Source organism: Herbiconiux liukaitaii, assembly GCF_041927495.1.
Classification (GTDB): domain Bacteria; phylum Actinomycetota; class Actinomycetes; order Actinomycetales; family Microbacteriaceae; genus Herbiconiux; species Herbiconiux liukaitaii.
The window spans coordinates 477899-502823 of sequence record NZ_JBHFHG010000004.1; the positions used below are offsets into that span (position 1 = coordinate 477899).

The following is a 24925-nucleotide window of genomic DNA, read 5'->3' on the forward strand; positions in this document are numbered from 1 at the left end:
TCAGTTCTGCGGGAACCCGAGGTTGATGCCCCCGTGGGAGGGGTCGAGCCAGCGCGAGGTGATGGCCTTCTGCTGCGTGTAGAACCGCACGCCCTCGGCGCCATGGGCCTTGGTGTCGCCGAACAGCGAGGCCTTCCAGCCGCCGAACGAGAACGTGGCGACGGGCACGGGGATGGGCACGTTGATGCCGATCATGCCCACCTGGATCTCGTTCTGGAACCGTCGCGCCGCCCCGCCGTCGTTCGTGAAGATGGCCGTGCCGTTGCCGAACGCGCCCGCGTTGATGAGAGCAACGCCCTCCTCGTACGACTGCACGCGCACGATCGACAGCACCGGCCCGAAGATCTCCTCGGTGTACACGCGCGACGACGTGGGGACCGAGTCGATGAGCGTGGGGCCGAACCAGAACCCGGCCGGGTCGCCGTCGGGCTGCACGTCGCGGCCGTCGACCACCACGGTCGCCCCGTCCGCGATCGCGACATCGACGTAGGACGCCACCTTGTCCCGGTGCGCCGCCGTGACGAGGGGCCCCATGTCGCAGCCGCGACGGCCGTCGCCGATCCGCAGCCCAGCCATGCGCTGTGAGATCTTGGCCACGAGCTCGTCGGCCACGGGCTCCACGGCCACGACGACCGAGATGGCCATGCACCGCTCGCCGGCCGAGCCGAAGCCGGCGTTGATGGCGGAGTCGGCCACGAGGTCGAGATCGGCGTCCGGCAGCACGAGCATGTGGTTCTTCGCCCCGCCGAGGGCCTGCACGCGCTTGCCGTGCTTCGTGCCCGTCTCGTAGACGTACTGGGCGATGGGGGTCGATCCCACGAACGAGATCGCGGCCACGTCGGGCGAGGTGAGCAGGCCGTCCACGGCCTCCTTGTCGCCGTTCAGCACGGTGAAGACACCGTCGGGGAGTCCGGCGTCCTTCCACAGCGCGGCGAGCCACAGCGCTGCCGACGGATCCTTCTCGGAGGGCTTCACGATGACGGTGTTGCCGGCGGCGATGGCGATGGGGAAGAACCACATCGGCACCATGGCGGGGAAGTTGAAGGGCGAGATGATGCCGACGACGCCCACGGGCTGCTTGGTGGAGTAGACGTCGATGCCCGTGGAGACCTGCTCGGAGTACTCGCCCTTGAGGTGGTGGGCGAGCCCGGTGGCGAACTCCACGACCTCCTGGCCGCGGTTGATCTCGCCGAGCGCGTCGGAGAGCTCCTTGCCGTGCTCGGACGTGATGATCTCGGCGAGCTCGCCCTTGCGAGCATCCAGCAGTTCGCGGAACTTGAACACGATCGACTGACGCTTCGTGAGCGACAGGTCGCGCCACGCGGGGAACGCGGCCACGGCCGAGGCGATGGCGGCGGCGATCTCGGCCTGGTCGGCGAGGGCGACACGCTTGGTCTCCACACCGAGGGCGGGGTCGTAGACGGGGGCCGTGCGGCCGGAGTGCGAGGGCGAGAGGGCGCCGTCGATCCAGTGGGGCACGACGGGGAGCTCGGAGGTGTCAGGCATACGCCGAGGCTAGGGGGCGGATGCGCGCCCGCGAGCTGCCAGATCGTCCATCGCGACGTGCGGCGCTGTACAGATCCGCGATCAGGTCAAACAGACCCATCAGATCAATCGATCAAGCCAGTTCAGGCCGGCAGTGCCGCTTCGATCGCCGCGATGATCGCCGGGTCGTCCGGCAGCGTGTTCGGTCGGAACCGCTGCACACCGGAGGGGGTCACGAGGAACTTCTCGAAGTTCCACTTGACGCGCCCGGCCTTGCCCTCGGCATCCGGCGTCTCGGTGAGCGTCTTGTAGAGCGGATGCGCCGAGCGCCCGTTGACCTTGACCTTCTCGAACATGGGGAAGGTGACCCCCCACGTCATCGAGCAGTACTCCTTGATCTTCTCCGTGTCGCCGAGCTCCTGCAGGAACTGGTTGCTGGGGAAGCCGAGCACGGTGAAGCCGCGGTCGCCGTAGCGCTTCTGCAGCTCCTCGAGGGTCTCGTACTGCGGCGCCAGGCCGCAGCGCGAGGCCACGTTCACGATGAGCCTGACCGGCGCGAAGTCGGCCAGGGTGGCGGGGGTGCCGTCGATCGTGGTCAGCGGGATCTCGTCGATGTTCACGCGCGTCACTCTACCCCCGGCCACTGACCGGTAGCCCTGACCTGCACCACACCCGCACCGGACCCGAAGCCCCGCCCCGACGACCTCCCAGGTGCGGCATCATCGCGCCATCTACTCTGAACGGCACATGGAACTCCTCACCGACATCGTGCTCCTCGCCGTGGCCGTGCTCGCGGTCATGGCCGGCTGGCGCCGCGGCGCTCTGGTGACCGCCGCCTCGCTCGCGGGCATCGTGGCGGGCGCCCTCCTCGCCACCCTCGTGGCGCCCACGGCGGTCGAGTGGCTCGCGGGTCTCGGCTGGGCGGAGGCCTGGCAGCGCGCGGTGGCGGCGGCCGCCGTGCTCATCCTGAGCATCTCGCTCGCCATCGGCCTGCTGACCCTCGTGGCGCGTCTCCTGCGCCGGGTCGTCGGCGTCGTCAAGATCGGCCGCGGCATCGACTCGCTCGGTGGCGCCGTGCTCGGCCTGCTCACGTGGGGCGTGGTGGTGTGGCTGCTCGCCGGGCTCCTGCAGACCACGGGCCTGCTGCCCGTCACGCAGCTCGTGCAGAGCTCGCGCGTGGTGGCGACGCTCGACGCCCTGGCCCCCATGCCCTCCGAGACCGCTCTCGGCAGCATCGGCGAGGCGCTCGACGGCTCCGGCTTCCCCGAGGTCTTCGCGTTCGACTCCGAGACCATCCAGGGCGCCCCTCCGCCCGATCCGAATGTGCCGGATGCGGTCAACGCCGCGGCAGGCGGCGTGGTCAAGGTGCTCTCCTCCGCCCCGAGCTGCAGCGGGGGTGGCGGTGCGGAGGGCAGCGGCTGGGTGGTGGCCGAGGATCGCATCGTCACGAACGCCCACGTGGTCTCGGGATCCGAGGAGCTCTACGTGCAGAAGGGCGGCATCGGCCGCCTGCTCGACGCCGAGCTCGTGGTCTTCGACGCCGATCGCGACCTCGCCGTGCTCGCGGTGCCCGGCCTCGACGCTGCCCCGCTGCCGCTCGGCACCGAGCTCGCCGCGGGCGACTCCGCCGTGGTGGCGGGCTTCCCCGAGAACGGCGCCTACAAGACCATCCCCTCCCGCGTGCGCGAGGTGCTCTCGGCGGTCGGCAGCGACATCTACGAGGAGGGTCCCGTCACGCGCGAGATCTACTCCCTGCGATCGGATGTGCGCCCAGGCAACTCGGGCGGCCCGCTCTTCGATGCGGCCGGCCAGGTGGTGGGTGTGGTGTTCGCACGCTCCACGATCGACGCCGAGACGGGGTACGCGATGACCCTCGACGAGATCGCTCCCGTGCTCGCGGCGGTCGGATCGACCGAGCCGGTCGCCTCCGGAGCTTGCTCGGGCTGACCCGTCACCGATCGGCCATCCCGAAGAGGTGCGCACAGGTATGTGTACACCGTTCACATGCTCTGCTAGCGTGTGCAGCACATCGAGCTGAGGAGACCGACATGACCACTCTGAACCCGTACATCAACTTCCGCGGCGAGGCCCGTGCGGCCGGCGACTTCTACCAGTCGGTCTTCGGCGGCGAGCTCACACGGAGTACGTTCGCCGACTTCCAGACCCCCACCGACGAGGCCGAGCAGGAGTGGATCATGCACTCCCAGCTCTCGACCGAGGGCGGCCTGACCTTCATGATCTCGGATGTGCCGACCGGCATGGAGTACACCCCCGGCAACAACATCTCGGTCTCGCTCAGCGGACCGAGCGAGACCGAGCTGCGCGGCTACTTCGACAAGCTCTCCGAGGGCGGCACCGTGGAACTGCCACTCGAGCAGGCACCGTGGGGAGATCTCTTCGGCCAGGTGACCGACAGGTTCGGCATCCACTGGCTCGTGAACGTGCTGGGCGCCGCGGCGTAGCGGCACGCCGGCCCGTCAGGACTTGGAGGTCTTCTCCGCCTTCTTGGCGGCCCGGCGCGCTTCGAGCGCCTCCTTCTCCGCCTTGAGCGAGGCGACGGTGGAGTCGGAGAGCCCCGGGTCGGGCAGCTCCACGAAGGGGCTGGTCGACCCCGTGCGCGAGTGCAGCACGGAGTCGTAGTGGATGACGGCGGCGCGCAGACGGGCGGTGGCCCTGTCGCGCTTTCCACGGTTGGCCTTCGGGTCCTCGAGCACGGACACGTGCTTCTCGAGGGCCCTCGTGAGGTCCTTCAGAACGGTGCGGGTCTTCTTCGGCATAGGCGACATTATGCCCGTCGAAAGTTAACGACCGAGCGCTCGGAGAGGATCGGGGGCATGCTGTCCTCATGATGACGACGACGCAGTCGACCGGCGAGCCGGAGACGACAGAACTCAAGAAGGTGATGGGCCCCAAGCTTCTCCTGCTCTTCATCATCGGGGACATCCTGGGCACGGGCATCTACGCCCTCACCGGGCAGGTGGCCGCCGAGGTGGGCGGGGCCGCCTGGCTGCCCTTCCTCGTGGCCTTCGTGGTGGCCACCATCACGGCGTGCTCCTACCTCGAGCTGGTCACGAAGTTCCCGCAGGCGGCCGGTGCGGCGCTCTACGCGCACAAGGCCTTCGGCATCCACTTCGTCACCTTCCTCATCTGCTTCACGGTGATGTCCTCCGGCATCACCTCCGCGTCGGCCGCCGCCGGCGCGTTCGCGAGCAACTTCGCCATCGGCTTCGGGCTCGGCGACGGTCCGGGCCTCGCGCTGTTCATCGCGCTCGGGTTCATGATCCTCATCGCCGCCGTCAACCTGCGGGGTGTGGCCGAGAGCGTGGGCCTCAACGTGGTGCTCACTCTCGTGGAGCTCTCCGGTCTGCTGCTCGTGCTCTTCATCAGCTTCTTCGCCATCTTCGGCGGCCAGGCCGACTTCTCCCGCGTGGTGGCCTTCGACACCCCCGACGACAAGAACGTGTTCCTCGCCATCTCCACCGCCACCTCGCTCGCCTTCTTCGCGATGGTGGGCTTCGAGGACTCGGTGAACATGGCGGAGGAGACGAAGAACCCGTCCAAGATCTTCCCGCGCACCATGCTCACGGGTCTCGGCATCACGGCGGTCGTCTACGTGCTCATCTCGATCGTGGCGGTGGCGATCGTGCCGGTGGGGGAGCTGGCCGGCAACGACACCCCCCTCGTCACGGTGGTGCAGACGGCGGCGCCGGACTTCCCCATCTCGGCGGTCATCCCGTTCATCTCGCTCTTCGCGGTGGCCAACTCGGCGCTCATCAACATGATGATGGCGAGCCGACTGCTCTACGGCATGAGCAAGCAGGGCGTGCTGCCGCCGTTCCTGTCGAAGGTGCTGCCGAAGCGCCGCACGCCGTGGGCCGCGATCCTCTTCACCACCGTGATCGCCCTGGCGCTCACCTCGTACGTGTCGATCGACCCCGACAACCCCATCGCCGTGCTGCTCGGTGGAACCACCTCGCTGCTGCTGCTCGCCGTGTTCGCGGTGGTGAACGTGTGCGTGCTCGTGCTGCGCAAGAAGCCCGTGGAGCACAAGCACTTCCGCACCCCCACGGCGCTGCCGATCGTGGGTGCCGTGGCGTGCCTCTACCTGGTGTTCCCGTGGACCTCGGGGCGACCCGTCGACCAGTACCTGATCGCCGGCATCCTGCTCGCCATCGGCATCCTGCTCTGGGTGGTCACCTTCCTGCACCGCAGGAAGAGCGGATACGGGGGAGCCGCCGCCCTCGACACCCAGGCGCTCAAGGTCGTTGAGAAGGGGCCCTAGGCCCCCAGCCCCGAAGACCTACGCTGCGAGCAGCGAGCGGAGCGCCGAGGAGAACATCGTGAGGCCGTCGACGCCCGAGCGCATGGCCACGGCCGTGTCGGGCCCGAAGCCGGGCTCGACCGCGTGCTCGGGGTGCGGCATGAGGCCCACCACGTTGCCGCGCTCGTTGGTGACGCCCGCGATGTCGTTGAGCGAGCCGTTGGGGTTGACCCCGACGTAGCGGAAGACCACGTGGCCCTCGCCCTCGAGCCGCTCGAGTGTCTCGGCCGAGGCGATGTAGCCGCCCTCGCCGTTCTTCAGCGGGATGGTGATCTCCTGCGAAGCGGTGTAGCCCGAGGTCCATGCCGTGGAGGTGTTCTCCACCCGCAGCACCTGGTCGCGGCACACGAAGCTGCCGTGGTCGTTGCGGATGAGCCCGCCGGGCAGCAGGTGCGCCTCGGTGAGCATCTGGAAGCCGTTGCAGATGCCGAGCACGGGAACACCGCGCTCAGCCGCCGCGACGACCTCGCGCATGATGGGCGAGTGCGAGGCGATGGCGCCTGCGCGCAGGTAGTCGCCGTAGCTGAAGCCGCCCGGCAGCACCACGGCGTCGACGCCCTGCAGGTCGTGGTCGCCGTGCCAGAGGGCCACGGCCTCGCCGCCCGCGAAGCGCACGGCGCGCTGGGCATCCCGGTCGTCGAGCGATCCGGGGAAGGTGACGACTCCGACGCGTGTGCTCACGCGAGGGCTCCCGAGGCGCCGGCGCCGCTGTGGGCGCCCGACTCGTCGAGCACGGTGATGTCGACGACGTCTTCGATCACGCCGTTCGAGAGCAGATCCTCCGCGATCTCGCGCACGGAGGCGAGCACAGCGGCGTCGACGGGGCCGTCGACGGTCAGCTCGAACCGCTTGCCCACGCGCACGTCGCTGAAGGTGCTGGTGCCGAGCCGCGCGAGGGCGCCGGCCACGGCCTTGCCCTGCGGGTCGAGGAGTTCGGCTTTGGGCATGACGTCGACGACGATCTTGGGCACGTGACTGCTCCTCGGGTCGGGCGGAGGGGACCCCGCCAGTCTACCGCCCCCGCCCGGTGGCGGAGGCGGAGGCGGCGGCGGGGGCGGAGGCCGCGACCACCATGCGGCCGAGCTCCCGACGCGTGCGGGCACCGAGCTTGCCCCGAGCGGTGTAGACGTGCGACTCGACGGTGCGCACCGAGAGGAAGAGCCGCTGGGCGATCTCCTTGTTGCTCAGGTGGCCTGCCACGAGCAGAGCGACCTCCAGCTCGCGCTCGGTGAGCTCCACCTGCTCGCACCCTGCGCCCGGCGGAGTCAGGGGCGAGAAGGAGAACGGAGCGGTTCCGAGCCCGGCCAGCCGCGCCGCCGTGGCGACGCCGGGGCTCGAGTCGTGCTCGACGTCCCTGCGCACCAGCCGGAGCCCGCTCTCGGTCGCCTCGCCCACGGATTCCTTCAGAAGAACGGCGCCGCTCAGTCTGTCGATCCGCTCCTGGTCGATCGCGGACGGCCGGTCGGGCAGTCCGCCCTCCCGGCGGATGGCGGCCGCCGCCACGGCCTTCTCCCTCGCCGCCTCGAGGTCGCCTGCCGCCGCCAGCAGCTCCGCCTCCACGGCCTGGCGGGCGAAGCGCACGAGCCGTTTGTTCGCGAGCCCAGCATCCTCCGAGCTCTCGAACACGTTCATGGCCTGATCGACGCGGCCGAGATCCGCCAACGCAGCAGCCCTGAAGGCGGCCACGATGGGCCGCCAGGCGGCGAACTCCACACGGTCGAAGCGGCGGAGGGCCGCGCCGAACTCGCGGTCGGCCCCCGCCGGGTCGGAGGAGAGCCCTCCCGCGAGCTGGCCGGCCACGATGTTCGCGAGGGTCAGGGCCGTGCGGTCGTCGCGCCTGGCGGCGATCTGGGCGGCTCGTCGCAACCGGACGAGCAGACTGGGCTTCGGGGTGCCGGCCAGCTGCATGCCGATCGCCTCGAAGGCCATGGCGGCCAGCTCGGCGGTGGTCGACCGCGGTCGGCCCGTCACGGCATCGCGGTTTGCGTACTCCGCCGCGGCGAAGGCCTTCGCGCTCTCGGCGAAGCGCCCGAGCTCGGCCAGGGCCGTGCCGGTCACCACCGACGCGCGCACCCGGGTGAGCGGGCTCACGCCGGCGGCGGTGAGCACTCCGGCCGCGAGCTCGATGGCGCGCTCCCACTCCATCTGCAGGCCTGCGGCCTCGGCGCGGCCCTGATCGATCTCGGCCAGCACGGCCGCATCCGGCACGACACCGGTCGAGGCGATCCACTCCTCGATCTCGTCGAACGTGTGCTCGCCGCGCACATCCCAGGTGACGAGGGTGGCCCACCAGCGCACGAGTCGCCGCAGCACCCCGGGCGTGAGGTCAGAGGCCGGGTGCTCGGTGAGCGCGGTGAACGCCTCCGGCATGCGGTGCAGCCTCGTGTACGCCCTCGAGGCCTCGATGAAGAGCGAGGGGCAGCCGTCCGTCTCGAGGCCGAGACGCACGTAGGCGAGTGCCAGGTCGGCGCGCCCTCGTGCGTTGGCGGAGCGGGCTGCGCTCGCGAGGATGCGGCAGCGCACCTCCTTCGAGACCTGATCGGGCGAGGGGATCCCCTCCCGGGAGGAGTACCAGGCGGCCGCGATGAGCTGGTCGACGGGAGCCCCCGGTGGGATCTCGGTGGTCACGAGGGCGCGACGGGCGATCGCGTCGAGCGCCGCATCGAGGCGCCCGGGCTCGAGCCGGCGTTCCGCCTCGCTCGCGAGCAGGGGGTTCGCCTGCAGGTGCTTCTCGGGCGAGCCGTCGGTGTGCACGGCGGAGCGGCTGATGAGCGTGTCGAGGGTCTGCGGGCGCATGCTCCTCGCCGCATCCGCGAAGGCGACGCCGGGCAGGCGGCCGATGAGTGCGAGGGTGAGACGCTGCTCGTGGGTGTACTCGGCGATCATCGAGGCGAAGGCGTCCGACAGGCGTGAGCCGGGGGCGGCCTCGAAGGTGGGGTCGAGCGGATCGCGGCCGGCCGCCACTCGCGAGGCCGCTTCGACCGAGAGCTCGCGCAGCAGCATGCGCGATCCGCCCGCCCGCACGATCAGGGCGCTCCGCGTGGCCGTGTCGAAGACCTCGTCGCCCACGAAGGCGGTGATGAGCTTCTCGGCGGCTCCGGGGTCGAGCGGATGCAGGTCGTACCGTGCAGCCCCTCCCTCGAGCCACAGATCGGTGATGGCGGCCGGGGCCGAGACGTCGAGCGCGCCCGCCGGGTCGGCGGTGACCGAGAGCAGCGCCGTGACCCGCCCGGTGTAGACGGCTCTGGCGATCACCGCGAGCGATTCCGGATCGAGGGCGTGCGCGTCGTCGACCACGAGCAGCAACCGGCCGTGGTCGTCGGGCCTGTCGTCCGGCCGGTCGTCGGCGAGTCGCGCGAGTCGCGCATCCCCGCTCGCCTGAAGGGCTCCGAGCGGCGTCTCGGTGAGCGGGGCGGCCGCCCGCGCGATCACCGGATCGGCGCCTCCCGCCCGCAGCGCGGAGACGATGGCGCGCGAGAAGTGGCTCTTGCCGGAGCCCAGAGCTCCCACCACGATGACGCTGCCGCCCGCTTCGAGCCGCTCGACGATCTCCGCGACGTTGCGGTCGTCTCCGACTATTCCGTGCTCGACTTCGTCTGACCCGTGTATTTTCTCGTCGCCGAAGCGACCTGATGTTCCTGTCACTGTGACCCCCACGATCGACAGTTGGCTACCCGATTGTCCCCCCACGGCGCTGCAGTCGACGTGTCCCGCACGTCGCTTCAACCCCAACCGGGGGGTCCCCTCAGACTACCTACCTGCGCCGAAGTCGCTAGTGGCTCGTGGGCATCCCAGTACTCAGTTGCTGAGTCGTCACTTACCGAGGAATACCGAGACGGCCGCACACGCCCTACCTCCTTCTGCGGAGCACCACCGACCCGGGATACCGGTCGGCACCGACGGCCTGCCGAAGGGCCACCGAGGGCGGGGCGCAGCCTGTCCGGCCGCCCCTACGTGGATCTCGTGGCGCCGGTCAGCGCCGTGCTGCCACCCGGCGCGACCGCCACCTTCACGATCGGCATCGTGCCGTCAGCACGGCGACCGCCCCCGTGGTGACCGCTCTGTCGAACCTGCTGTTCTTCCTGCCGGACGTGGTCTCGATCCAGGCCAACGTGCAGCCGGATCAGCCGGGGGGCAGCGGGGTCCACACCCCCGCGGACCCCGTGACCCGATCCAGCGCCCAGTACCTCGTGACGGCGCTGCAGCTCGAGCTGCTCAGCCTCGCACCCCTGCCGGGAGGACTCTCGACCCTGCAGTTCGGCACGGCCTCCGTCGGGCCGATCACGGCCCCATGACGAGCCCGTCTGCGGCGTGTCGCCCGGGATCCCGGGGTTGATCCGCTGACCCCCGTGCGGGTGACGGAAAGTCACTTACCTAGTGTTAACCTCCGCGAAATGTCCACTCTCTCTTGGCCTTCTAGCATGACCACATCCATGTGACCGGTCTGCAGTAGGAGAACCATGTCAAAGTCAGCCACGAGATCCGTAAGAACGGCTCTCGCGACGATCCTCGGAGGCGCGCTCATCGCGTCTCCGCTCGTAGGGGTCGCGACGTCCGCATCCGCCAGCGTCGACGGTACCGGTGTCGTGATCAATGAGATCTACACCAAGGGCGGATCGGCGAGCGCCCCGTACAGCAGCAAGTTCGTCGAGCTCTACAACCCGGGAGACGCAGCGGTCTCCCTCGACGGCTGGTCGCTGCAGTACCGCTCGAGTGGCGGCACCGGCGCAGCGAACGGCGTGGGCGCCCTCAGCGGCTCCATCGCCCCCGACGGCTACTACCTGGCCCAGATCACCGGCAACGGCGCAACCGGAGCGGCACTGCCGACCCCGGACATCGATCTCGGCTCGAGCATGAACCCCTCCGGCACCAACGGAACCCTCTACCTGGCCTCCACCACCACGGCGCTCACGCTGCCCACCGGTGCCGTGCCCGCCGGCACCGAGAACCTGATCGACCTCGTCGGCTTCGGCACCTCCAACACGTTCGAGGGCGCAGTCGTCGCCACGGTCGGCGCCAACGGCGTTCCCAACTCGCTCAACCGCACCGGCTTCGCCGACACCGACAACAACGCGACCGACCTCGTGGTGAGCGACGCGGTCACCCCGCAGTCCTCCGGCGGCGGAGAGCCCGAGCCGGAGCCCACCCCGACCCCCACGGCGTCGCCTGAGCCGACGCCCACCCCCACCCCCACCACCCCGGGCGACCCCACCGAGGGCACCACGCCCATCGCTGAGATCCAGGGCACGGGCACCGCGAGCCCCCTCGCCGGTCAGACCGTCTCGGCGCTCGGCGTCGTGACCGCGGTCTACCCCACGGGCGGCTTCAACGGCTACTACATCCAGACCGCCGGAACGGGCGGCGTGATCGACTACGCCACCCACACGGCCTCCGACGCCCTCTTCGTGTACTCGGCCTCCACCGCCGCCTCCGTGCAGATCGGCGACTACGTCCGCGTCACCGGTGCGGTCAGCGAGTACTTCGACCTCACCCAGATCACGGTCACCTCGGCGGCCGGTCTGCAGAAGCTCGACTCGGCGGGCGTGACCGCTCCCGCGGCCGCCGTCACCGCCGTGCCGGGTGATGCTGCTCAGCGCGAGTCGCTCGAGGGCATGATCGTCGCCCCCGAGGGCGAGTTCACGGTGAGCAACACGTACACCACCAACCAGTACGCCGAGATCGGACTCGCCACGGGCGACACCCCGCTCATCAGCCCCACCGAGATCGCTCGCCCCGGCAGCGCCGAGTACACCGCGGCCGTGGCCGACAACGCCGCTCGCGCGGTGACGCTCGACGACGGTGCCACCACGAACTTCCTCAACAACGCCAACAAGGGCATCGCGCTGCCGTTCCTCACCCAGAACCCGGCCATCACGGTCGGCTCCTCGGTGGCGTTCACCTCGCCGGTGATCTTCGACTACCGCAACAGCACCTGGAAGTTCCAGCCCACCACGCAGCTCACCGCCGCTGGTGCACTGCCCGCCACCTTCTCCGACGTGCGCCAGCCGCAGCCGGAGGACGTGGGTGGACAGATCGCCATCGCGAGCTTCAACGTGCTCAACTACTTCACCACCACGGGTGACTCCCTCACGGGCTGCACCTACTACACCGACCGCGAGGGCAACCCGATCACCGTGAACCGGGGCTGCGACGCCCGCGGCGCGGCGAACGCCGATGACCTCGAGCGCCAGCAGGCCAAGATCGTCGCGGCCATCACCGGTCTCGACGCCGACGTCGTCGCTCTCGAGGAGATCGAGAACTCGGCTCGCTTCGGCGACAACCGCGATGCCGCTCTCGGCACGCTCGTCGAGGTGCTCAACACCGAAGCCGGCAGCGACGTGTGGGCCTTCGTGCCTTCGCCCGCCGCCTCGGCCCTGCCCGCGAACGAAGACGTCATCCGCACCGCCTTCATCTACAAGAAGGCCGCCGTGGAGCCCGTCGGCGACTCGCGCGTGCTCATCGACGCCGCCTACTCGAACGCTCGTGCGCCCCTCGCGCAGGAGTTCAAGGCAGCGGGTGGCAGCGACGACGAGACGTTCATCGCCATCGTCAACCACCTCAAGTCGAAGGGTGACAGCGACCCGCCCGCCACGGGCGACAACGCCAACGGCATCCAGGGCGCCTTCAACGGCGACCGCACCCGCCAGGCGGCAGCGCTCCTCGCGTTCGCCGACGGCCTCGAGACCGAGCTCGGCACGAGCGACGTCTTCCTGATCGGTGACTTCAACTCCTACACGCAGGAGGACCCGTCGGTCGCCATCATGGACGCCGGCTACGTCGACCAGGGCACCAAGACCGGCAGCTACAGCTACTCCTTCGGCGGCCAGTCGGGTTCGCTCGACCACATCTACGCCTCGGCCTCGGCTGACGCCAAGATCACCGGTGCCGACATCTGGAACATCAACTCGGGAGAGTCGATCGCCAAGGAGTACAGCCGGTACAACTACAACCTGACCGACTTCTACTCCCCCGACGTCTACCGCTCGAGCGACCACGACCCCGTGGTCGTCGGCTACGACTTCGGAGAGCCCGCCGCCGCGACCGTCGACCTCAACCTGATCGACATCAACGACTTCCACGGCCGCATCGACTCCAACACGGTGAAGTTCGCCGGAACGGTCGAGCAGCTCAAGGCGGAGAACGAGAACTCGCTGTTCATCTCGAGCGGTGACAACATCGGCGCCTCGCTGTTCGCATCGTCGACCCAGGCCGACCAGCCCACCATCGACGTGCTCAACGCGCTCGGCCTCACCTCGAGCGCCGTGGGCAACCACGAGTTCGACCTCGGCTTCGCCGACCTCACCGATCGTGTGATCGGTGCGGACGACGCGCGCAACGCCGAGTGGGACTACCTGGGTGCCAACGTCTACGAGAAGGGCACGGAGACCCCGGCGCTCGACGAGTACACGATCCGCGAGGTCGACGGCCTGCGCGTGGGCATCATCGGTGCGATCACCGAGGAGACCCCGACGCTCGTCTCGCCCGACGGCATCGCCGACCTCGACTTCGGCGACCCGGTCGCTGCGGTCAACCGCGTGGCGGCTCAGCTCACCGACGGTGACGAGACCAACGGCGAAGCGGATGTCCTCATCGCCAGCTACCACGAGGGTGCAGGCGCCGGCCTCGTCGAGGGCTCGACCCTCGAGGAGGAACTGGCCGAAGGCGGAGTGTTCGCGGAGATCGTGAACGACACCTCGGCCGAGGTCGCGGCCATCTTCACGGGCCACACCCACAAGCAGTACGCCTGGGACGGCCCGATCCCCGGCTCCGACGCCACGCGTCCGGTGCTGCAGACCGGCAACTACGGCGAGAACATCGGCCAGGTCGTGCTCACGCTCGACGGCACCACGGGTGACCTCGAGAGCTACACGGCTCGCAACGTCGCCCGCACCACCACCGCCGACGCCGACCTCGTGGCTGCCTACCCGGCCGTCGCCGAGGTGAAGGCCATCACGGATGAGGCGCTCGCCTACGCGGCCGAGATCGGCAACCAGCCGAAGGGCTCGCTGACCGCCGACATCACCACCGCGTACAGCGGCGGCTCGGCTGCGAGCGGCACCTACACCGGTGGCGCACGCGACAACCGCGCAGCGGAGTCCACCCTGGGCAACCTGGTGGCCGACTCGCTCGTCTCCTCGCTCAGCAACCCCGAGCGAGGCGGTGCCCAGATCGGTGTCGTGAACCCGGGCGGCCTGCGAGCCGACCTGCTGTTCAAGGGCGACACCACCAGCAACCCGGCGAACACCGATGGCGTCATCACCTACGCCGAGGCCAACGCCGTGCTGCCGTTCGTGAACAACCTCTGGACGACCACCCTCACGGGTGCGCAGTTCAAGACGGCTCTCGAGCAGCAGTGGCAGACGGATGCGGCGGGCAACGTGCCTTCGCGCCCGTTCCTCAAGCTGGGTCTCTCGGACAACGTCGAGTACACCTTCGACCCCGACCGGGCTGCGGGCGACCGCGTGACCGGCATCTGGATCGATGACGTGCCGATCGACCCCGCGGCCTCGTACCGCGTCGGTTCGTTCAACTTCCTGCTGCAGGGAGGCGACAACTTCCGCGAGTTCGCCAACGGCACCGACACCCGCGACTCCGGTCTCGTCGACCGTGACGCATGGATCTCCTACCTCGAGGCCAACCAGGGCCTCACCCCCGAGTACGACCGCAAGGCCGTGCAGGTGACCGACGTCACCGAGGGCGAGCTCGAGCTGGGAGCCGAGTTCTCGGCCACCGTCTCGGGTCTCGACCTGACGTCGCTGGGCAGCCCGCTCAACACCTCGCTCACCGCCACCTGGACCGGTTCCGCCGCCACCTTCGAGCCCATCACCGTCACCGGTGGTGCCGCCGAGGTCACGCTGACCGTTCCGGCCGACGCCCCATACGGCGCCGGGGAGATCGTGCTCACCGCTCAGCCGAGCGGCACCGAGGTGCGCATCCCGGTCACCGTCGCCGAGCCCGAGCTCGTCGACCTGAACCTGATCGACATCAACGACTTCCACGGTCGTATCGATGGCAACACGGTCAAGTTCGCCGGTACCGTCGAGCAGCTGCGTGCTGCAGGCGGCGAGGAGAACTCGCTGTTCCTCTCCACGGGTGACAACATCGGCGCCTCGCTGTTCGCCTCGGCGACGCAGGGCGACCAGCCCACCATCGACGTGCTCAACGCACTCGAGCTCGACGCGAGCGCCGTGGGCAACCACGAGTTCGACCAGGGCTACGCCGACCTCACCGATCGTGTGATCGGTGCGGACGACGCGCGCAACGCCGAGTGGGACTACCTGGGCGCCAACGTGTACGAGAAGGGCACCCAGACACCGGCTCTGCAGGAGTACTCGCTGCAGGAGGTCGCCGGTCTGACCGTGGCCATCGTCGGTGCCATCACCGTCGAGACCCCCACCCTGGTGTCGCCCGCCGGCATCGCCGACCTCGACTTCGGTGACCCCGTCGCCGCGGTCAACCGGGTCACGGCACAGCTCACCGACGGTGACGAGTCCAACGGCGAGGCCGATGTCATCATCGCGGCCTACCACGAGGGTGCCGGAGCCGGCACCGTCGAGGGCTCGACCCTCGAGGAGGAGCTCGCCGCAGGCGGCGCCTTCGCGAACATCGTCAACGGCACCTCGGCCTCGGTCGACGCCATCTTCACCGGTCACACGCACAAGAAGTACGCGTGGGACGCCCCGGTGCCCGGTGTCGACGGCAAGACCCGCCCCGTGCTGCAGACCGGCAACTACGGAGAGAACATCGGCAACGTCGTGCTCTCGATCGACCCGGCCACGAGCGACGTGGTGAGCTACACGGCTCAGAACGTGGCGCGCACCACCACCGCTGACGCCGACCTGGTGGCCGCCTACCCCCGCGTCGCGGAGGTCAAGGCGATCACGGATGAGGCTCTCGCCTACGCCGCCGAGATCGGCAACCAGCCGAAGGGCTCGGTCACGGCCGACATCACCACCGCCTTCGGCGGCGGCTCGTTCGTCGACGGAGTCTGGACCGGCGGCGCTCGCGACGACCGGGCCTCCGAGTCGACGCTCGGCAACCTGGTGGCCGACTCGCTCGTCTCCTCGCTCAGCAACCCCGAGCGAGGCGGCGCCGAGATCGGTGTCGTGAACCCGGGCGGCCTGCGAGCCGACCTGCTGTTCAAGGGCGACACGTCCACCAACCCGGCCAACACCGACGGCGTCATCACCTACGCCGAGGCCAACGCGGTGCTGCCGTTCGTGAACAACCTCTGGACCACGTCGCTCACGGGCGCGCAGTTCAAGACCGTTCTCGAGCAGCAGTGGCAGACGGATGCGGCCGGCAACGTGCCGTCCCGCCCGTTCCTCAAGCTGGGTCTCTCCGACAACGTCGAGTACACCTACGATGCCGCGCGCATCGCCGGTGACCGTGTGACGGGGATCTGGATCGACGGGGAGCCGATCGTGGCCGACCAGTCGTACCGCGTGGGTTCGTTCAACTTCCTGCTGCAGGGAGGCGACAACTTCCGCGAGTTCGCCAACGGAACGGACACCCGCGACTCCGGTCTCGTCGACCGTGACGCATGGATCGCGTACCTCGAGGCGAACCCGGGCCTCACGCCCGAGTACGACCGCAAGGCCGTCACCGTCACCAACACCCCCGCCGCACCGGTCGAGCTGGGTTCCACGGTCACGTTCGACGTGTCAGGTCTCGACCTGACGTCGCTGGGCAGCCCGCAGAACACCTCGCTCACCGCCACCTGGACGGACTCCGCCGCGACCTTCGAGGCGATCCCCGTCACGAACGGCGCCGCCACGGTGTCGCTCACGGTTCCGGCCGACGCCCTGGCGTCGAGCGAGCTCGTGCTCACCGCACAGCCGAGCGGCACCGAGGTGCGTGTTCCGGTCGAGGTGAACAACGGTCGACCGCCCGTTCCCGAGGAGCCCACGACCCCGCCGGCGACGGTGCCTGAAGAGGCGCTGCCGGAGGATGTCTACGGCGACATCTCGATCGGTGTCGACGTCACCAAGCCGGGAGCCACGCTCTCCGTCTTCGTGGGTGTCGAGCACGCCAACGAGTGGGTCTCGGTGGTCGTCTACTCCGAGCCCCAGCAGCTCGGCGGCTGGCAGCTGGTCGCGGCCGACGGCACCGTCACGGTGACGCTCCCCGCCGACCTGGCCACCGGATCCCACAAGATCGCGGTGCTCACCGCGACCGGCGAGGTGCTCGGCTGGGTCGACTTCGAGGTCACCGACCTCGGCATCGAGACCGACCGCATCGGAGGCGCCGACCGCTACGAGGTCGCCGTCAACGCCTCGGAGGAGGGCTTCCCCGAGGGTGCTGAGACCGTGTACCTGGCCTCGGGCGAGGTGTTCCCGGACGCCCTGTCCGCTGCTCCCGCCGCGGCCAACGCCGACGGCCCGATCCTGCTGACCTCCGGTCAGTCGGTGCCGGCCTCGGTGCGCGCGGAGATCGAGCGGCTCGACCCGACGAACATCGTGATCGTCGGTGGAACCGCGACGGTGTCGAACCGCGTGGTCATCGAGCTCGCAGCACTGGGCAAGATCACCCGCATCGGCGGAGCCGACCGGTACGAGGCCTCGCGGAACATCGCCGAGGCAGCGTTCCCCGACGGTGCACCTGTGGCGGTCATCGCCACCGGCAGCACCTACGCCGACGCCCTGTCGGCGGGCGCAGCGCTCGATGGTCGCGGCCCGGTCATCCTGGTCGACGGATCCCGGTCGCAGCTCGACGGACCCACGACGGAGCTGCTCGAAGAGCTCGACGTCGCTGAGATCGTCGTGGTCGGCGGAACGTCGTCGGTCTCCGGCGGCATCGCCTCCGACGCCTCGAAGCTCGCCTCCACGGTGCGCCTCGGCGGTGCCGACCGGTACGAAGCATCTCGTTCCATCAACGAGTACTTCTTCGAATCGGCCGATCGTGTGCTGCTCGCCACGGGTGAGAAGTTCGCGGACGCCCTCTCGGGCTCGGGCCTCGCGCCCAAGCTCGACGCGCCGCTCTTCACCACCCCCGGCAACTGCATCCCGGTGGCGACGCTCAACCAGATCACGGAGCTCGGGGCCACCCGGGTGACGCTGCTCGGTGGCGAGGCCACGCTCACGGTGGCGGTCGAAGACCTCACCACCTGCGGCGTCGGGTAGTCACCTCCCCGTCGCCTGCGCGACACGCGCACCGTAGCCGCTAATTATGAATTGTTCATAATTAGCGGCTACGGTCGTTGTATGACCGAATCACTCGAGACGCGCATCCGTGATGCCGGCCTGCGGGTGACCGGTCAGCGACTGGCCGTGCTGGAGGCCCTCGAGGGCCTCCCGCACTCCGACGCCGACACGGTGCACCGCAGGGTCGCCCCTGCTCTGCCGGGGTTCTCCCTGCAGGCCACCTACGTCGTGCTGAACGCGCTCACCGCGGCGGGGCTTCTCCGCCGCATCGAGCCCGCTGGGTCGCCCGCCCTCTACGAGCGCCGCATCGGTGACAACCACCACCACGTGGTGTGCACCGGCTGCGGAGCGGTGGAGGACGTCGACTGCGTGCACGGGCAGGCCCCCTGCCTCGCACCGTCGTCGACGGGCGGCTTCGCCATCAGCTCGGCCGAGGTGACCTTCTGGGGGCTCTGCCCCTCGTGTCAGTCGCAGCATGTCAGCAGCATCACCATCCCCACCCCTTGAGGAGATCATGACCGACCAGAAGCCCACCTTCACCGGCACCACCACCAACTCGGGCGCACCCGTCGCCAGCGACGAGCACTCGCAGACCGTGGGCGCCGACGGCCCCGTGGTGCTGCATGACCACTACCTGGTCGAGAAGCTCGCTCAGTTCAACCGCGAGCGGGTGCCGGAGCGCGTCGTGCACGCGAAGGGCGGCGGAGCGTTCGGAACGTTCGAGACCACGGGCGACGTGAGCGCCTACACGCGTGCCTCGCTGTTCCAGCCCGGCGCCACCACCGAGCTGCTCGCTCGCTTCTCGACCGTCGCCGGCGAGCAGGGATCGCCCGACACATGGCGCGACCCGCGCGGCTTCGCGCTCAAGTTCTACACCGACGAGGGCAACTACGACCTCGTGGGCAACAACACCCCCGTCTTCTTCATCCGCGACGGCATCAAGTTCCCCGATTTCATCCGCTCGCAGAAGCGCCTCCCCGGCACCCACCTGCGCGACCACAACATGCAGTGGGACTTCTGGACCCTCTCGCCCGAGAGCGCGCACCAGGTGACCTGGCTCATGGGCGACCGCGGACTGCCCGCCTCGTGGCGCCACATGGACGGCTTCGGCTCGCACACCTACCAGTGGATCAACGCCGCCGGTGAGCGGTTCTGGGTGAAGTACCACTTCAAGACCGACCAGGGCATCGAGATCCTCTCGCAGGGCGCCGCCGACCAGATCGCCGGTGAGGACGCCGACTTCCACATCCGCGACCTCTCCGAGGCCATCTCGCGCGGCGACTTCCCCTCCTGGACGCTCTCGGTGCAGATCATGCCCTACGCGGATGCGGCGACCTACCGCTTCAACCCGTTCGACCTCACCAAGGTGTGGCCGCACGGCGACTACCCGCTGCACGAGGTGGGCACGATGACCCTCAACCGCAACCCGGAGAACTACTTCGCGCAGATCGAGCAGGCCACCTTCGCCCCCTCGAACTTCGTGCCCGGCATCGCGGCCTCGCCCGACAAGATGCTGCTCGCCCGCATCTTCAGCTACGCGGATGCCCACCGCTACCGCGTGGGCACCAACCACGCCGAGCTGCCCGTGAACGCGCCGCACTCGCCGGTCAACTCGTATTCGAAGGACGGCGCCATGCGCCACGACTTCGCGCCCGCCGACCGCCCGGTCTACGCACCGAACTCGTACGGCGGCCCGCACGCCGACGCGGCGGCGCACGGCAACGACGCGGGCTGGGAGTCGGATGGCGCACTCGTGCGCTCGGCCGCCACCCTGCACGCCGAGGACGACGACTTCGGCCAGGCGGGCACCCTGGTGCGCGAGGTGCTCGACGACGAGGCGCGGTCGCGACTGGTCGCCAACATCGCGGGCCACGTGTCGAAGGTCACGATCCCCGAGCTGCGCGAGCGCGTACTGCAGTACTGGGCCGCCGTCGACGTCACGCTCTCGCAGCGTGTCGCCGCCGCGCTCGAGCCCTCCGCCCCCGGTGCGGATGTCGCGCCCGAAGAGGTGGGGATCGGCCAGGCCTAGCAGCCTGCCGCCCGGCCGCATCCGATCCGCTACCCCTCGAGCCACTCCCGCAGTCGCTCGAGGGGCCAGGTGGTGAGGATGCGGTCGGCCGGCACCCCGGCGGCCTCGGCCCGCGCGGCCCCCAGGGGCAGGAACCCCTGGTGCCCGGGGGCGTGGGCGTCGCTGTCGATCGAGAAGACGCAGCCCGCCTCGAGCGCGAGCGCGATGAGGTCGTCCGGCGGATCCTGACGCTCGGGGCGCGAGTTGATCTCGACCGCCACGCTGTGCTCGGCGCACGCCGCGAACACCCGCTCTGCGTCGAACTCCGACGGCGGGCGGGTGCCGCGGTCGCCCTGCACGAGCCGGCCGGTGCAGTGGCCGAGGATGTTCGTGCGCGGGTTCTCGATGGCGCCGAGCATGCGCGTCGTCATGGTGGTGCGGTCGGTGCGGAGCTTGGAGTGCACGCTCGCCACCACGACGTCGAGCCGGTCGAGCAGCTCGGGCTCCTGGTCGAGTGATCCGTCGTCGAGGATGTCGACCTCGATGCCCGAGAGCAGGTGCACGCGCTCGGTGGCGGGCCGACTCTCCTCGCGCTTCTGCAGCGCTCCGACCTCGTCGAGCTGCTCGGCGAGACGCTCGGGGGTGAGCCCGTGCGCGATCTTCAGGTGCGGTGAGTGGTCGGTGAGCGCGAGGTAGTCGCGGCCGAGCAGTCGTGCGGCGTGCACCATGGCTCCGACGGGTGTCGTGCCGTCGGACCACTCGCTGTGCGTGTGCAGGTCGCCGCGCAGCAGGGCGGCGAGACCCTCGAGCGCGTCGCCAGGGCCGCTGCCCGGATCCGCCCTGTCTCGGAGCTTCTGCAGGTAGTCGGGCACGGCACCCTCAGAGGCCTGGCGCACCACGAGCAGCGTGGAGTCGCCGATGCCCTTGGTGCGGCGCAGCCGCCCATCCGCGAGGCGGGCCTCGACCTCCTCGGCCGAGAACTCGTCGAGCACCCCGGCGGCCCGCCGGAACGCCTTCACCTTGAAGCCGGGGGCGAGCTCGCGCTCGAGCCGGAAAGCGATCTCGGCGAGGGCGTCGTGCGGGCTCATCTCCCCAGTGTGCACCCGGGTGACGCGTGTGCACCCGGGCTACATTGGGGGCATGCAACCGCTGCAGCGCGTGACCGCACCCACCGTCGACGTGCTGTCGATCCTCGTCGAGACCGCCGGGCCCGTGTTCGGGCTCGAGATCATGAGGAGGTCGGGTCGGCCGTCGGGCACGATCTACCCCATCCTCGAGCGTCTCGAGCGGCAGGGCTGGATCACCTCGGCCTGGGAGGAGCACACCGACACGCAGCTGCGGCGCCGGAGGCTCTACACGTTCACACCCGAGGGCGCGGTCGCCGCTCGCGAGATCGTAGCCACGGCGACCGAGCGGCCCTAAAATGGCCGCATGATCGGATCACTCGACGTCATCGCCCTGGACTGCCCCGAACCCGCCGCCCTCGCTGCGTTCTACGCCGAGGTGCTCGGCATGGAGATCGTGGGAGACGGTGAGGGGGACTGGGTCGAGATCTCCCGCCCCGGTGGCGACGGGGTGCTCGCGTTCCAGAAGGTCGACGACTACACGCCGCCGGAGTGGCCGGGCCAGAAGGTGCCGCAGCAGCTGCACCTCGACATCCGGGTCGATGACCTCGACACCGGCGAGAAGGGTGTCCTCGCCCTCGGTGCCACGGCCACGGGCCAGGGCGAGCCGACGTTCCGGGTCTACCTCGACCCCGCCGGTCACCCGTTCTGCCTCGTCTCCTCCTCCGACTGAGGCGAGCGCGGCGTGCCCCCGTGTTCGGCGCGGGTGGCGGCGCGGTCTCGAGAGGGTGAGACCGCGACCTCGCGGGTCGCCGCGGCGAGGCCGGACACGGGCATGTCCACGTACATGCTCTCGGCGCGCTCCACGGCGAACGTCTCGTGCCAGATCCCCACGGCGCCAGGCGCCTTGCGGGCACGGCGGTTGAACGCCGCCCAGGCCGGCCGGTGCTCCGACGTGCTGTCGGAGGCGTACGCGTAGAGCTTCTCGAGCGACGTCCAGTACTGCACGATCACGGGCCCCCGCTGGCCCACGGTGAAGCGAACCCCCGCGAGGCCGGACTCCGGATCGCTCATGAGCTCGCGCAGCATCCTGGGCATCGCGGCGAACGCCGGGGCCCAGAGGTCGACGCGCCACGGGCGGTTCACCCGCATGCCGATGAGGAACACGACGAGCTCCCCCGAGTGCTCGTGGGTCATCCGCCTGCTCGTCTTCTTGTCCTTCACCGTGGCCATGATGCGTCCCTTCAGAACGGATAGTGTCGGTATCCATTGTGGATAGTTAGACTATCCATGTCAAGGAGGCACTCATGCGGATGTCCCAGCTCGCCGCGGCCGCCGACCTCCCGGTGGCCACGGTCAAGTTCTACCTGCGCGAGGGCCTGCTGCACGAGGGGAGACTCACCTCCCCCAACCAGGCCGACTACGACGACTCGCACCTCGAGCGGCTGCAGCTCGTGCGTGCTCTCGTGGGGCCTGCCCAGCAGAGCATCGCGAGCACCCGGCGCATCCTCGCCGCAATCGCGGACCCGCCGAGCTCGGCGCACGACCTGCTGGGCATCGCGCACGTGGCGGTCACGCCGGAGGCGGATCCGCGGTTCGTCGAGACCCCGCGGGCCGAGCGGCTGCTGGAGAGGCTGGGGTGGGGTGCCTCCGGGTGCTCGCCCGCGGCGCTCGGCGCGCTCGAGGCCGCACTCGACGGGCTCGAGGCGGGCGGCTTCGAGCTCTCCGACGAGGTGCTCGAGCGCTACGCCCACGCCATGATGGGGGTGGCGGAGGACGAGATCGCGGAGGGGCCCACGGATTCGGCGGAGGCGGCGGCGCGCTACGTCATCCTCGGCACGGTGCTCGTGGAGCCGCTGCTGCTGAGCCTCCGGCGCCTGGCGCAGCAGACGGCCTCGGCCAAGCGGTTCGGCTCCCGCTGACGGGGGCGACGCGCTCTCGGGCGCGCCCTACGCGCTCGCGGGCTTCAGCAGGATCGTGTTGTTCCAGGGGTCGGCGACCGTCACCGTGCGGCCGTCGTCGCGGGTCTGCAGGCCGTGGTGCCGCAGGCGCTCGTGCGTGGCGCCGAGCGACTCGGCATCCGGGAGCACGATCTCGACCTGGCCGAGGCCGAGCGTGGGCTGTCGGCGACCGGCCCCGCGGGAGTTCCACACGTTCATGGCCATGTGGTGGTGGTAGCCGCCCGCGCTCACGAAGAGCGCGGTGTCGAGTGCGATGGTGGCCTCGAAGCCGAGTGTGTCCACGTAGAAGTCACGGGCCTGCGCCACGTCACCGACCGAGAGGTGCACGTGCCCCACGGGGGCGGCACCCACCCTCGGGTCGTCGACGAGCGCCGGCGTGAGGTGCTCCTGCAGGAAGGCGTTCGGATCGAGGTACACGGTGCCCATATCGATCTGCCCGTGCGCCCAGCTCCACAGGCTGCGGTCGCGATCCCAGTAGAGCTCCACGCCGTTGCCCTCGGGGTCGTCGAAGTAGAAGGCCTTCGAGACCAGGTGGTCGGAGGATCCGGTGAAGGAGTGCGGGAAGCGCTGGGCCACCGAGTAGACCGCGGCGGCGAGGGCCTGCTCGGTGTCGAATACGATGGCCGTGTGGAAGAGCCCGGCGTCGCGCGGCCCGGGGTTCTTGAGCTCGGGCGCGTGCTGCAGCACGATCGAGGGAACGCCGCCGCGACCGAGCACGGCGGTGTCGCCCTCCTGCGAGAGCACGTCGAGTGTGACGGCGTCGCGGTAGTAGGCGACCATGCGGTCGAGGTGACCCACCCGGAGTGTGACGGCTCCCATGGTGGTGGCGGAAGCGAGGATCTCGGTGCTGCTCATACGGAGAAGAACAGTTGTAGGTACAACTACATTCCCGGTGCGCGGATGAGGAGGCCGTGGTGCTGCACCGTGATCACCGCGCCCACCACGGTTCCGCTCGGATCGCCGTCGAGCTGGATCTCCTGCGGGGTGTCGAACCGCACGCTCATGCGAGTGGCCTGAGCCCAGCGGATGGCGCGCGAGCGAGGTGTCAGCCGCACGAGCTGCCGCCCGACCCGCGTGCGGTGCAGCAGGCGGTTGAAGGTGAGGCGATAGCCGATGTTCGTCCAGCCCGATCCACGGCCTGGCCTAAACACGACCGCATCCAGCAGCCCGTCGTCGACCGTAGCCGCCGGCAGCAGCAGCAGGCCGGCGGGCAGGCTGCCGGAGTTGCCGACGATCACGGTGTGCGCCCGCGTGGCCACCTCGGGCTTGTCGTCGAGCCGGTAGACGAGATCGAACTGCCGGTTGCCGAAGACGCTCCTGGCGATCGGATCCGTGTACGCGAGCCACCCGATGCGCCGCTTGAGCGCCTCGTTGGTGTGGGCGGCCATGTGGGCATCGACGCCGATGCCTGTCATCACGAGGAAGGCCTTCGTCTCCTTCTCGCCGTCTGGCCGCTCGAACTCCACGACCCCCACGTCGATGGGCCGGTTCCGTCCCGTGAAGGCGATCTCCACGGCGGCCGCCAGATCGTTGAGCGGCAGGCGCAGTTCGCGGGCGAAGAGGTTGGCGGTGCCCACGGCGAGCAGCCCGAGCGGGATTCCGCTGCCGCTCAGCTCCTCCGCGGCGGAGCGGAGCGTGCCGTCGCCCCCGGCCACGAGGATGAGCTCGGGGCGGAGCTCGGCCGCGTCGCGCACGGCACCGCGCCCGTCGTCGGCCGCCGCGGTGGGGAACCAGGTCGACGGTGCCCAGCCGTGGATGGTCTCCGCGCGCTCCACCACGCGGCGGAGCGTCGTGACGTCGACCTTCGCGGGGTTGACGACGATCGCCGCGGATCGCCGAGCGGTCGGAGGAGCGCCATCCGGGTCGGCCGTGCGGGAGTCGTCCTTGCCGGCCGCGCGAACATCCTCCGGGCCGGCCGGCCCGTGTTCTGTGCTGCTCATCGT

Annotated in this window: 20 protein-coding genes and 2 pseudogenes; 12 read left to right on the top strand and 10 right to left on the bottom strand. The window is 69.9% G+C overall.

Annotation, left to right across the window (positions count from 1 at the left end; all coding sequences use genetic code 11):
• Both ACEXQC_RS09885 and ACEXQC_RS09890 read right to left on the bottom strand, forming a co-directional pair.
• Entirely contained in the window at nt 1-1506 is a 1506-nt protein-coding gene (locus ACEXQC_RS09885; RefSeq protein WP_374821103.1) for a CoA-acylating methylmalonate-semialdehyde dehydrogenase, read from the bottom strand.
• A 122-nt stretch (nt 1507-1628) separates the two neighbouring features.
• Nucleotides 1629-2105: a glutathione peroxidase gene (locus tag ACEXQC_RS09890; protein WP_374821106.1), complete on the bottom strand. Its 477-nt coding sequence runs from the start codon at nt 2103-2105 to the stop codon at nt 1629-1631.
• A 127-nt stretch (nt 2106-2232) separates the two neighbouring features.
• Between ACEXQC_RS09890 and ACEXQC_RS09895 the strand changes: the two genes are divergently transcribed.
• Both ACEXQC_RS09895 and ACEXQC_RS09900 read left to right on the top strand, forming a co-directional pair.
• On the top strand, nt 2233-3432 hold the full coding sequence (locus ACEXQC_RS09895) for a MarP family serine protease (protein ID WP_374821109.1): 1200 nt from the start codon (nt 2233-2235) through the stop codon (nt 3430-3432).
• A 101-nt stretch (nt 3433-3533) separates the two neighbouring features.
• Nucleotides 3534-3947 (top strand): VOC family protein, encoded by a 414-nt coding sequence (locus tag ACEXQC_RS09900; protein WP_374821112.1) that lies wholly within the window; start codon nt 3534-3536, stop codon nt 3945-3947.
• A 15-nt stretch (nt 3948-3962) separates the two neighbouring features.
• Here the strand turns inward: ACEXQC_RS09900 and ACEXQC_RS09905 are convergent, their stop codons facing one another.
• Complete coding sequence (locus ACEXQC_RS09905) at nt 3963-4262, bottom strand: hypothetical protein (protein ID WP_374821115.1); 300 nt, start codon at nt 4260-4262, stop codon at nt 3963-3965.
• Between the two features lie 68 nt (nt 4263-4330).
• On the opposite strand from ACEXQC_RS09905, the gene ACEXQC_RS09910 reads away from it, so the two are divergent.
• Nucleotides 4331-5767: an APC family permease gene (locus tag ACEXQC_RS09910; protein ID WP_374821118.1), complete on the top strand. Its 1437-nt coding sequence runs from the start codon at nt 4331-4333 to the stop codon at nt 5765-5767.
• A gap of 18 nt (nt 5768-5785) precedes the next feature.
• On the opposite strand, the gene purQ is transcribed toward ACEXQC_RS09910, so the two are convergent.
• From purQ to ACEXQC_RS09925, 3 genes are read right to left on the bottom strand one after another with little or no spacing between them, the layout of a single operon-like run.
• Complete coding sequence (gene purQ / locus ACEXQC_RS09915; protein WP_374821120.1) at nt 5786-6487, bottom strand: phosphoribosylformylglycinamidine synthase subunit PurQ; 702 nt, start codon at nt 6485-6487, stop codon at nt 5786-5788.
• A complete protein-coding gene (gene purS, locus ACEXQC_RS09920; protein WP_374821123.1) occupies nt 6484-6777 on the bottom strand; it encodes a phosphoribosylformylglycinamidine synthase subunit PurS in 294 nt (97 codons plus the stop codon). The genes purQ and purS overlap by 4 nt, the downstream gene beginning before the upstream one ends.
• Nucleotides 6778-6817: 40 nt before the next feature.
• Entirely contained in the window at nt 6818-9451 is a 2634-nt protein-coding gene (locus tag ACEXQC_RS09925) for a helix-turn-helix transcriptional regulator (RefSeq protein ID WP_374821126.1), read from the bottom strand.
• A gap of 215 nt (nt 9452-9666) precedes the next feature.
• On the opposite strand from ACEXQC_RS09925, the gene ACEXQC_RS19150 reads away from it, so the two are divergent.
• From ACEXQC_RS19150 to ACEXQC_RS09955, 6 genes and pseudogenes are all read left to right on the top strand, one after another.
• Nucleotides 9667-10101, top strand: a complete 435-nt coding sequence (locus tag ACEXQC_RS19150) for a hypothetical protein (RefSeq protein ID WP_510186165.1) — start codon at nt 9667-9669, stop codon at nt 10099-10101.
• 165 nt (nt 10102-10266) lie between these two features.
• A pseudogene (locus ACEXQC_RS09935) lies at nt 10267-14361 on the top strand (ExeM/NucH family extracellular endonuclease); the annotation flags it as partial.
• 381 nt (nt 14362-14742) lie between these two features.
• Nucleotides 14743-16722, top strand: a pseudogene (locus tag ACEXQC_RS09940) (bifunctional metallophosphatase/5'-nucleotidase); the annotation flags it as partial.
• A gap of 267 nt (nt 16723-16989) precedes the next feature.
• Nucleotides 16990-17928 carry a cell wall-binding repeat-containing protein gene (locus ACEXQC_RS09945; protein ID WP_374822049.1) on the top strand — a complete coding sequence of 313 codons (939 nt, stop codon included), beginning with the start codon at nt 16990-16992 and terminating at the stop codon, nt 17926-17928.
• A gap of 81 nt (nt 17929-18009) precedes the next feature.
• The gene (locus tag ACEXQC_RS09950) at nt 18010-18456 is read left to right on the top strand and encodes a Fur family transcriptional regulator (RefSeq protein WP_374821132.1); all 447 of its coding nucleotides are present in this window, start codon (nt 18010-18012) and stop codon (nt 18454-18456) included.
• Between the two features lie 7 nt (nt 18457-18463).
• Complete coding sequence (locus ACEXQC_RS09955; RefSeq protein WP_374821134.1) at nt 18464-19978, top strand: catalase; 1515 nt, start codon at nt 18464-18466, stop codon at nt 19976-19978.
• Nucleotides 19979-20007: 29 nt separating this feature from the next.
• On the opposite strand, the gene ACEXQC_RS09960 is transcribed toward ACEXQC_RS09955, so the two are convergent.
• Nucleotides 20008-21045 (bottom strand): PHP domain-containing protein, encoded by a 1038-nt coding sequence (locus ACEXQC_RS09960; RefSeq protein WP_374821137.1) that lies wholly within the window; start codon nt 21043-21045, stop codon nt 20008-20010.
• 52 nt (nt 21046-21097) lie between these two features.
• On the opposite strand from ACEXQC_RS09960, the gene ACEXQC_RS09965 reads away from it, so the two are divergent.
• Together ACEXQC_RS09965 and ACEXQC_RS09970 are read left to right on the top strand one after the other, a co-directional pair.
• Entirely contained in the window at nt 21098-21379 is a 282-nt protein-coding gene (locus tag ACEXQC_RS09965) for a PadR family transcriptional regulator (protein ID WP_374821140.1), read from the top strand.
• A 9-nt stretch (nt 21380-21388) separates the two neighbouring features.
• Entirely contained in the window at nt 21389-21754 is a 366-nt protein-coding gene (locus ACEXQC_RS09970) for a VOC family protein (protein ID WP_374821142.1), read from the top strand.
• Here the strand turns inward: ACEXQC_RS09970 and ACEXQC_RS09975 are convergent.
• A complete protein-coding gene (locus ACEXQC_RS09975; RefSeq protein ID WP_374821145.1) occupies nt 21721-22254 on the bottom strand; it encodes a DUF4188 domain-containing protein in 534 nt (177 codons plus the stop codon). The genes ACEXQC_RS09970 and ACEXQC_RS09975 overlap by 34 nt on opposite strands.
• A 74-nt stretch (nt 22255-22328) precedes the next feature.
• On the opposite strand from ACEXQC_RS09975, the gene ACEXQC_RS09980 reads away from it, so the two are divergent.
• On the top strand, nt 22329-22943 hold the full coding sequence (locus ACEXQC_RS09980; RefSeq protein WP_374821148.1) for a MerR family transcriptional regulator: 615 nt from the start codon (nt 22329-22331) through the stop codon (nt 22941-22943).
• Between the two features lie 27 nt (nt 22944-22970).
• On the opposite strand, the gene ACEXQC_RS09985 is transcribed toward ACEXQC_RS09980, so the two are convergent.
• The gene (locus ACEXQC_RS09985) at nt 22971-23837 is read right to left on the bottom strand and encodes a VOC family protein (protein ID WP_374821151.1); all 867 of its coding nucleotides are present in this window, start codon (nt 23835-23837) and stop codon (nt 22971-22973) included.
• A 26-nt stretch (nt 23838-23863) separates the two neighbouring features.
• A complete protein-coding gene (locus ACEXQC_RS09990) occupies nt 23864-24922 on the bottom strand; it encodes a diacylglycerol/lipid kinase family protein (protein ID WP_374821154.1) in 1059 nt (352 codons plus the stop codon).
• Between the last annotated feature and the right edge of the window lie 3 nt (nt 24923-24925).

Excerpts from the sequence above, each read along its gene's own strand:
- ACEXQC_RS09885 (WP_374821103.1), bottom strand. The coding sequence starts at position 1,506 with ATGCCTGACACCTCCGAGCTCCCCGTCGTGCCCCACTGGATCGACGGC.
- ACEXQC_RS09895 (WP_374821109.1), top strand. The coding sequence starts at position 2,233 with ATGGAACTCCTCACCGACATCGTGCTCCTCGCCGTGGCCGTGCTCGCG.
- ACEXQC_RS09900 (WP_374821112.1), top strand. The coding sequence starts at position 3,534 with ATGACCACTCTGAACCCGTACATCAACTTCCGCGGCGAGGCCCGTGCG.
- ACEXQC_RS09905 (WP_374821115.1), bottom strand. The coding sequence starts at position 4,262 with ATGCCGAAGAAGACCCGCACCGTTCTGAAGGACCTCACGAGGGCCCTC.
- ACEXQC_RS09910 (WP_374821118.1), top strand. The coding sequence starts at position 4,331 with ATGATGACGACGACGCAGTCGACCGGCGAGCCGGAGACGACAGAACTC.
- ACEXQC_RS09950 (WP_374821132.1), top strand. The coding sequence starts at position 18,010 with ATGACCGAATCACTCGAGACGCGCATCCGTGATGCCGGCCTGCGGGTG.
- ACEXQC_RS09955 (WP_374821134.1), top strand. The coding sequence starts at position 18,464 with ATGACCGACCAGAAGCCCACCTTCACCGGCACCACCACCAACTCGGGC.
- ACEXQC_RS09960 (WP_374821137.1), bottom strand. The coding sequence starts at position 21,045 with ATGAGCCCGCACGACGCCCTCGCCGAGATCGCTTTCCGGCTCGAGCGC.
- ACEXQC_RS09965 (WP_374821140.1), top strand. The coding sequence starts at position 21,098 with ATGCAACCGCTGCAGCGCGTGACCGCACCCACCGTCGACGTGCTGTCG.
- ACEXQC_RS09970 (WP_374821142.1), top strand. The coding sequence starts at position 21,389 with ATGATCGGATCACTCGACGTCATCGCCCTGGACTGCCCCGAACCCGCC.
- ACEXQC_RS09975 (WP_374821145.1), bottom strand. The coding sequence starts at position 22,254 with ATGGCCACGGTGAAGGACAAGAAGACGAGCAGGCGGATGACCCACGAG.
- ACEXQC_RS09980 (WP_374821148.1), top strand. The coding sequence starts at position 22,329 with ATGCGGATGTCCCAGCTCGCCGCGGCCGCCGACCTCCCGGTGGCCACG.
- ACEXQC_RS09985 (WP_374821151.1), bottom strand. The coding sequence starts at position 23,837 with ATGAGCAGCACCGAGATCCTCGCTTCCGCCACCACCATGGGAGCCGTC.
- ACEXQC_RS09990 (WP_374821154.1), bottom strand. The coding sequence starts at position 24,922 with ATGAGCAGCACAGAACACGGGCCGGCCGGCCCGGAGGATGTTCGCGCG.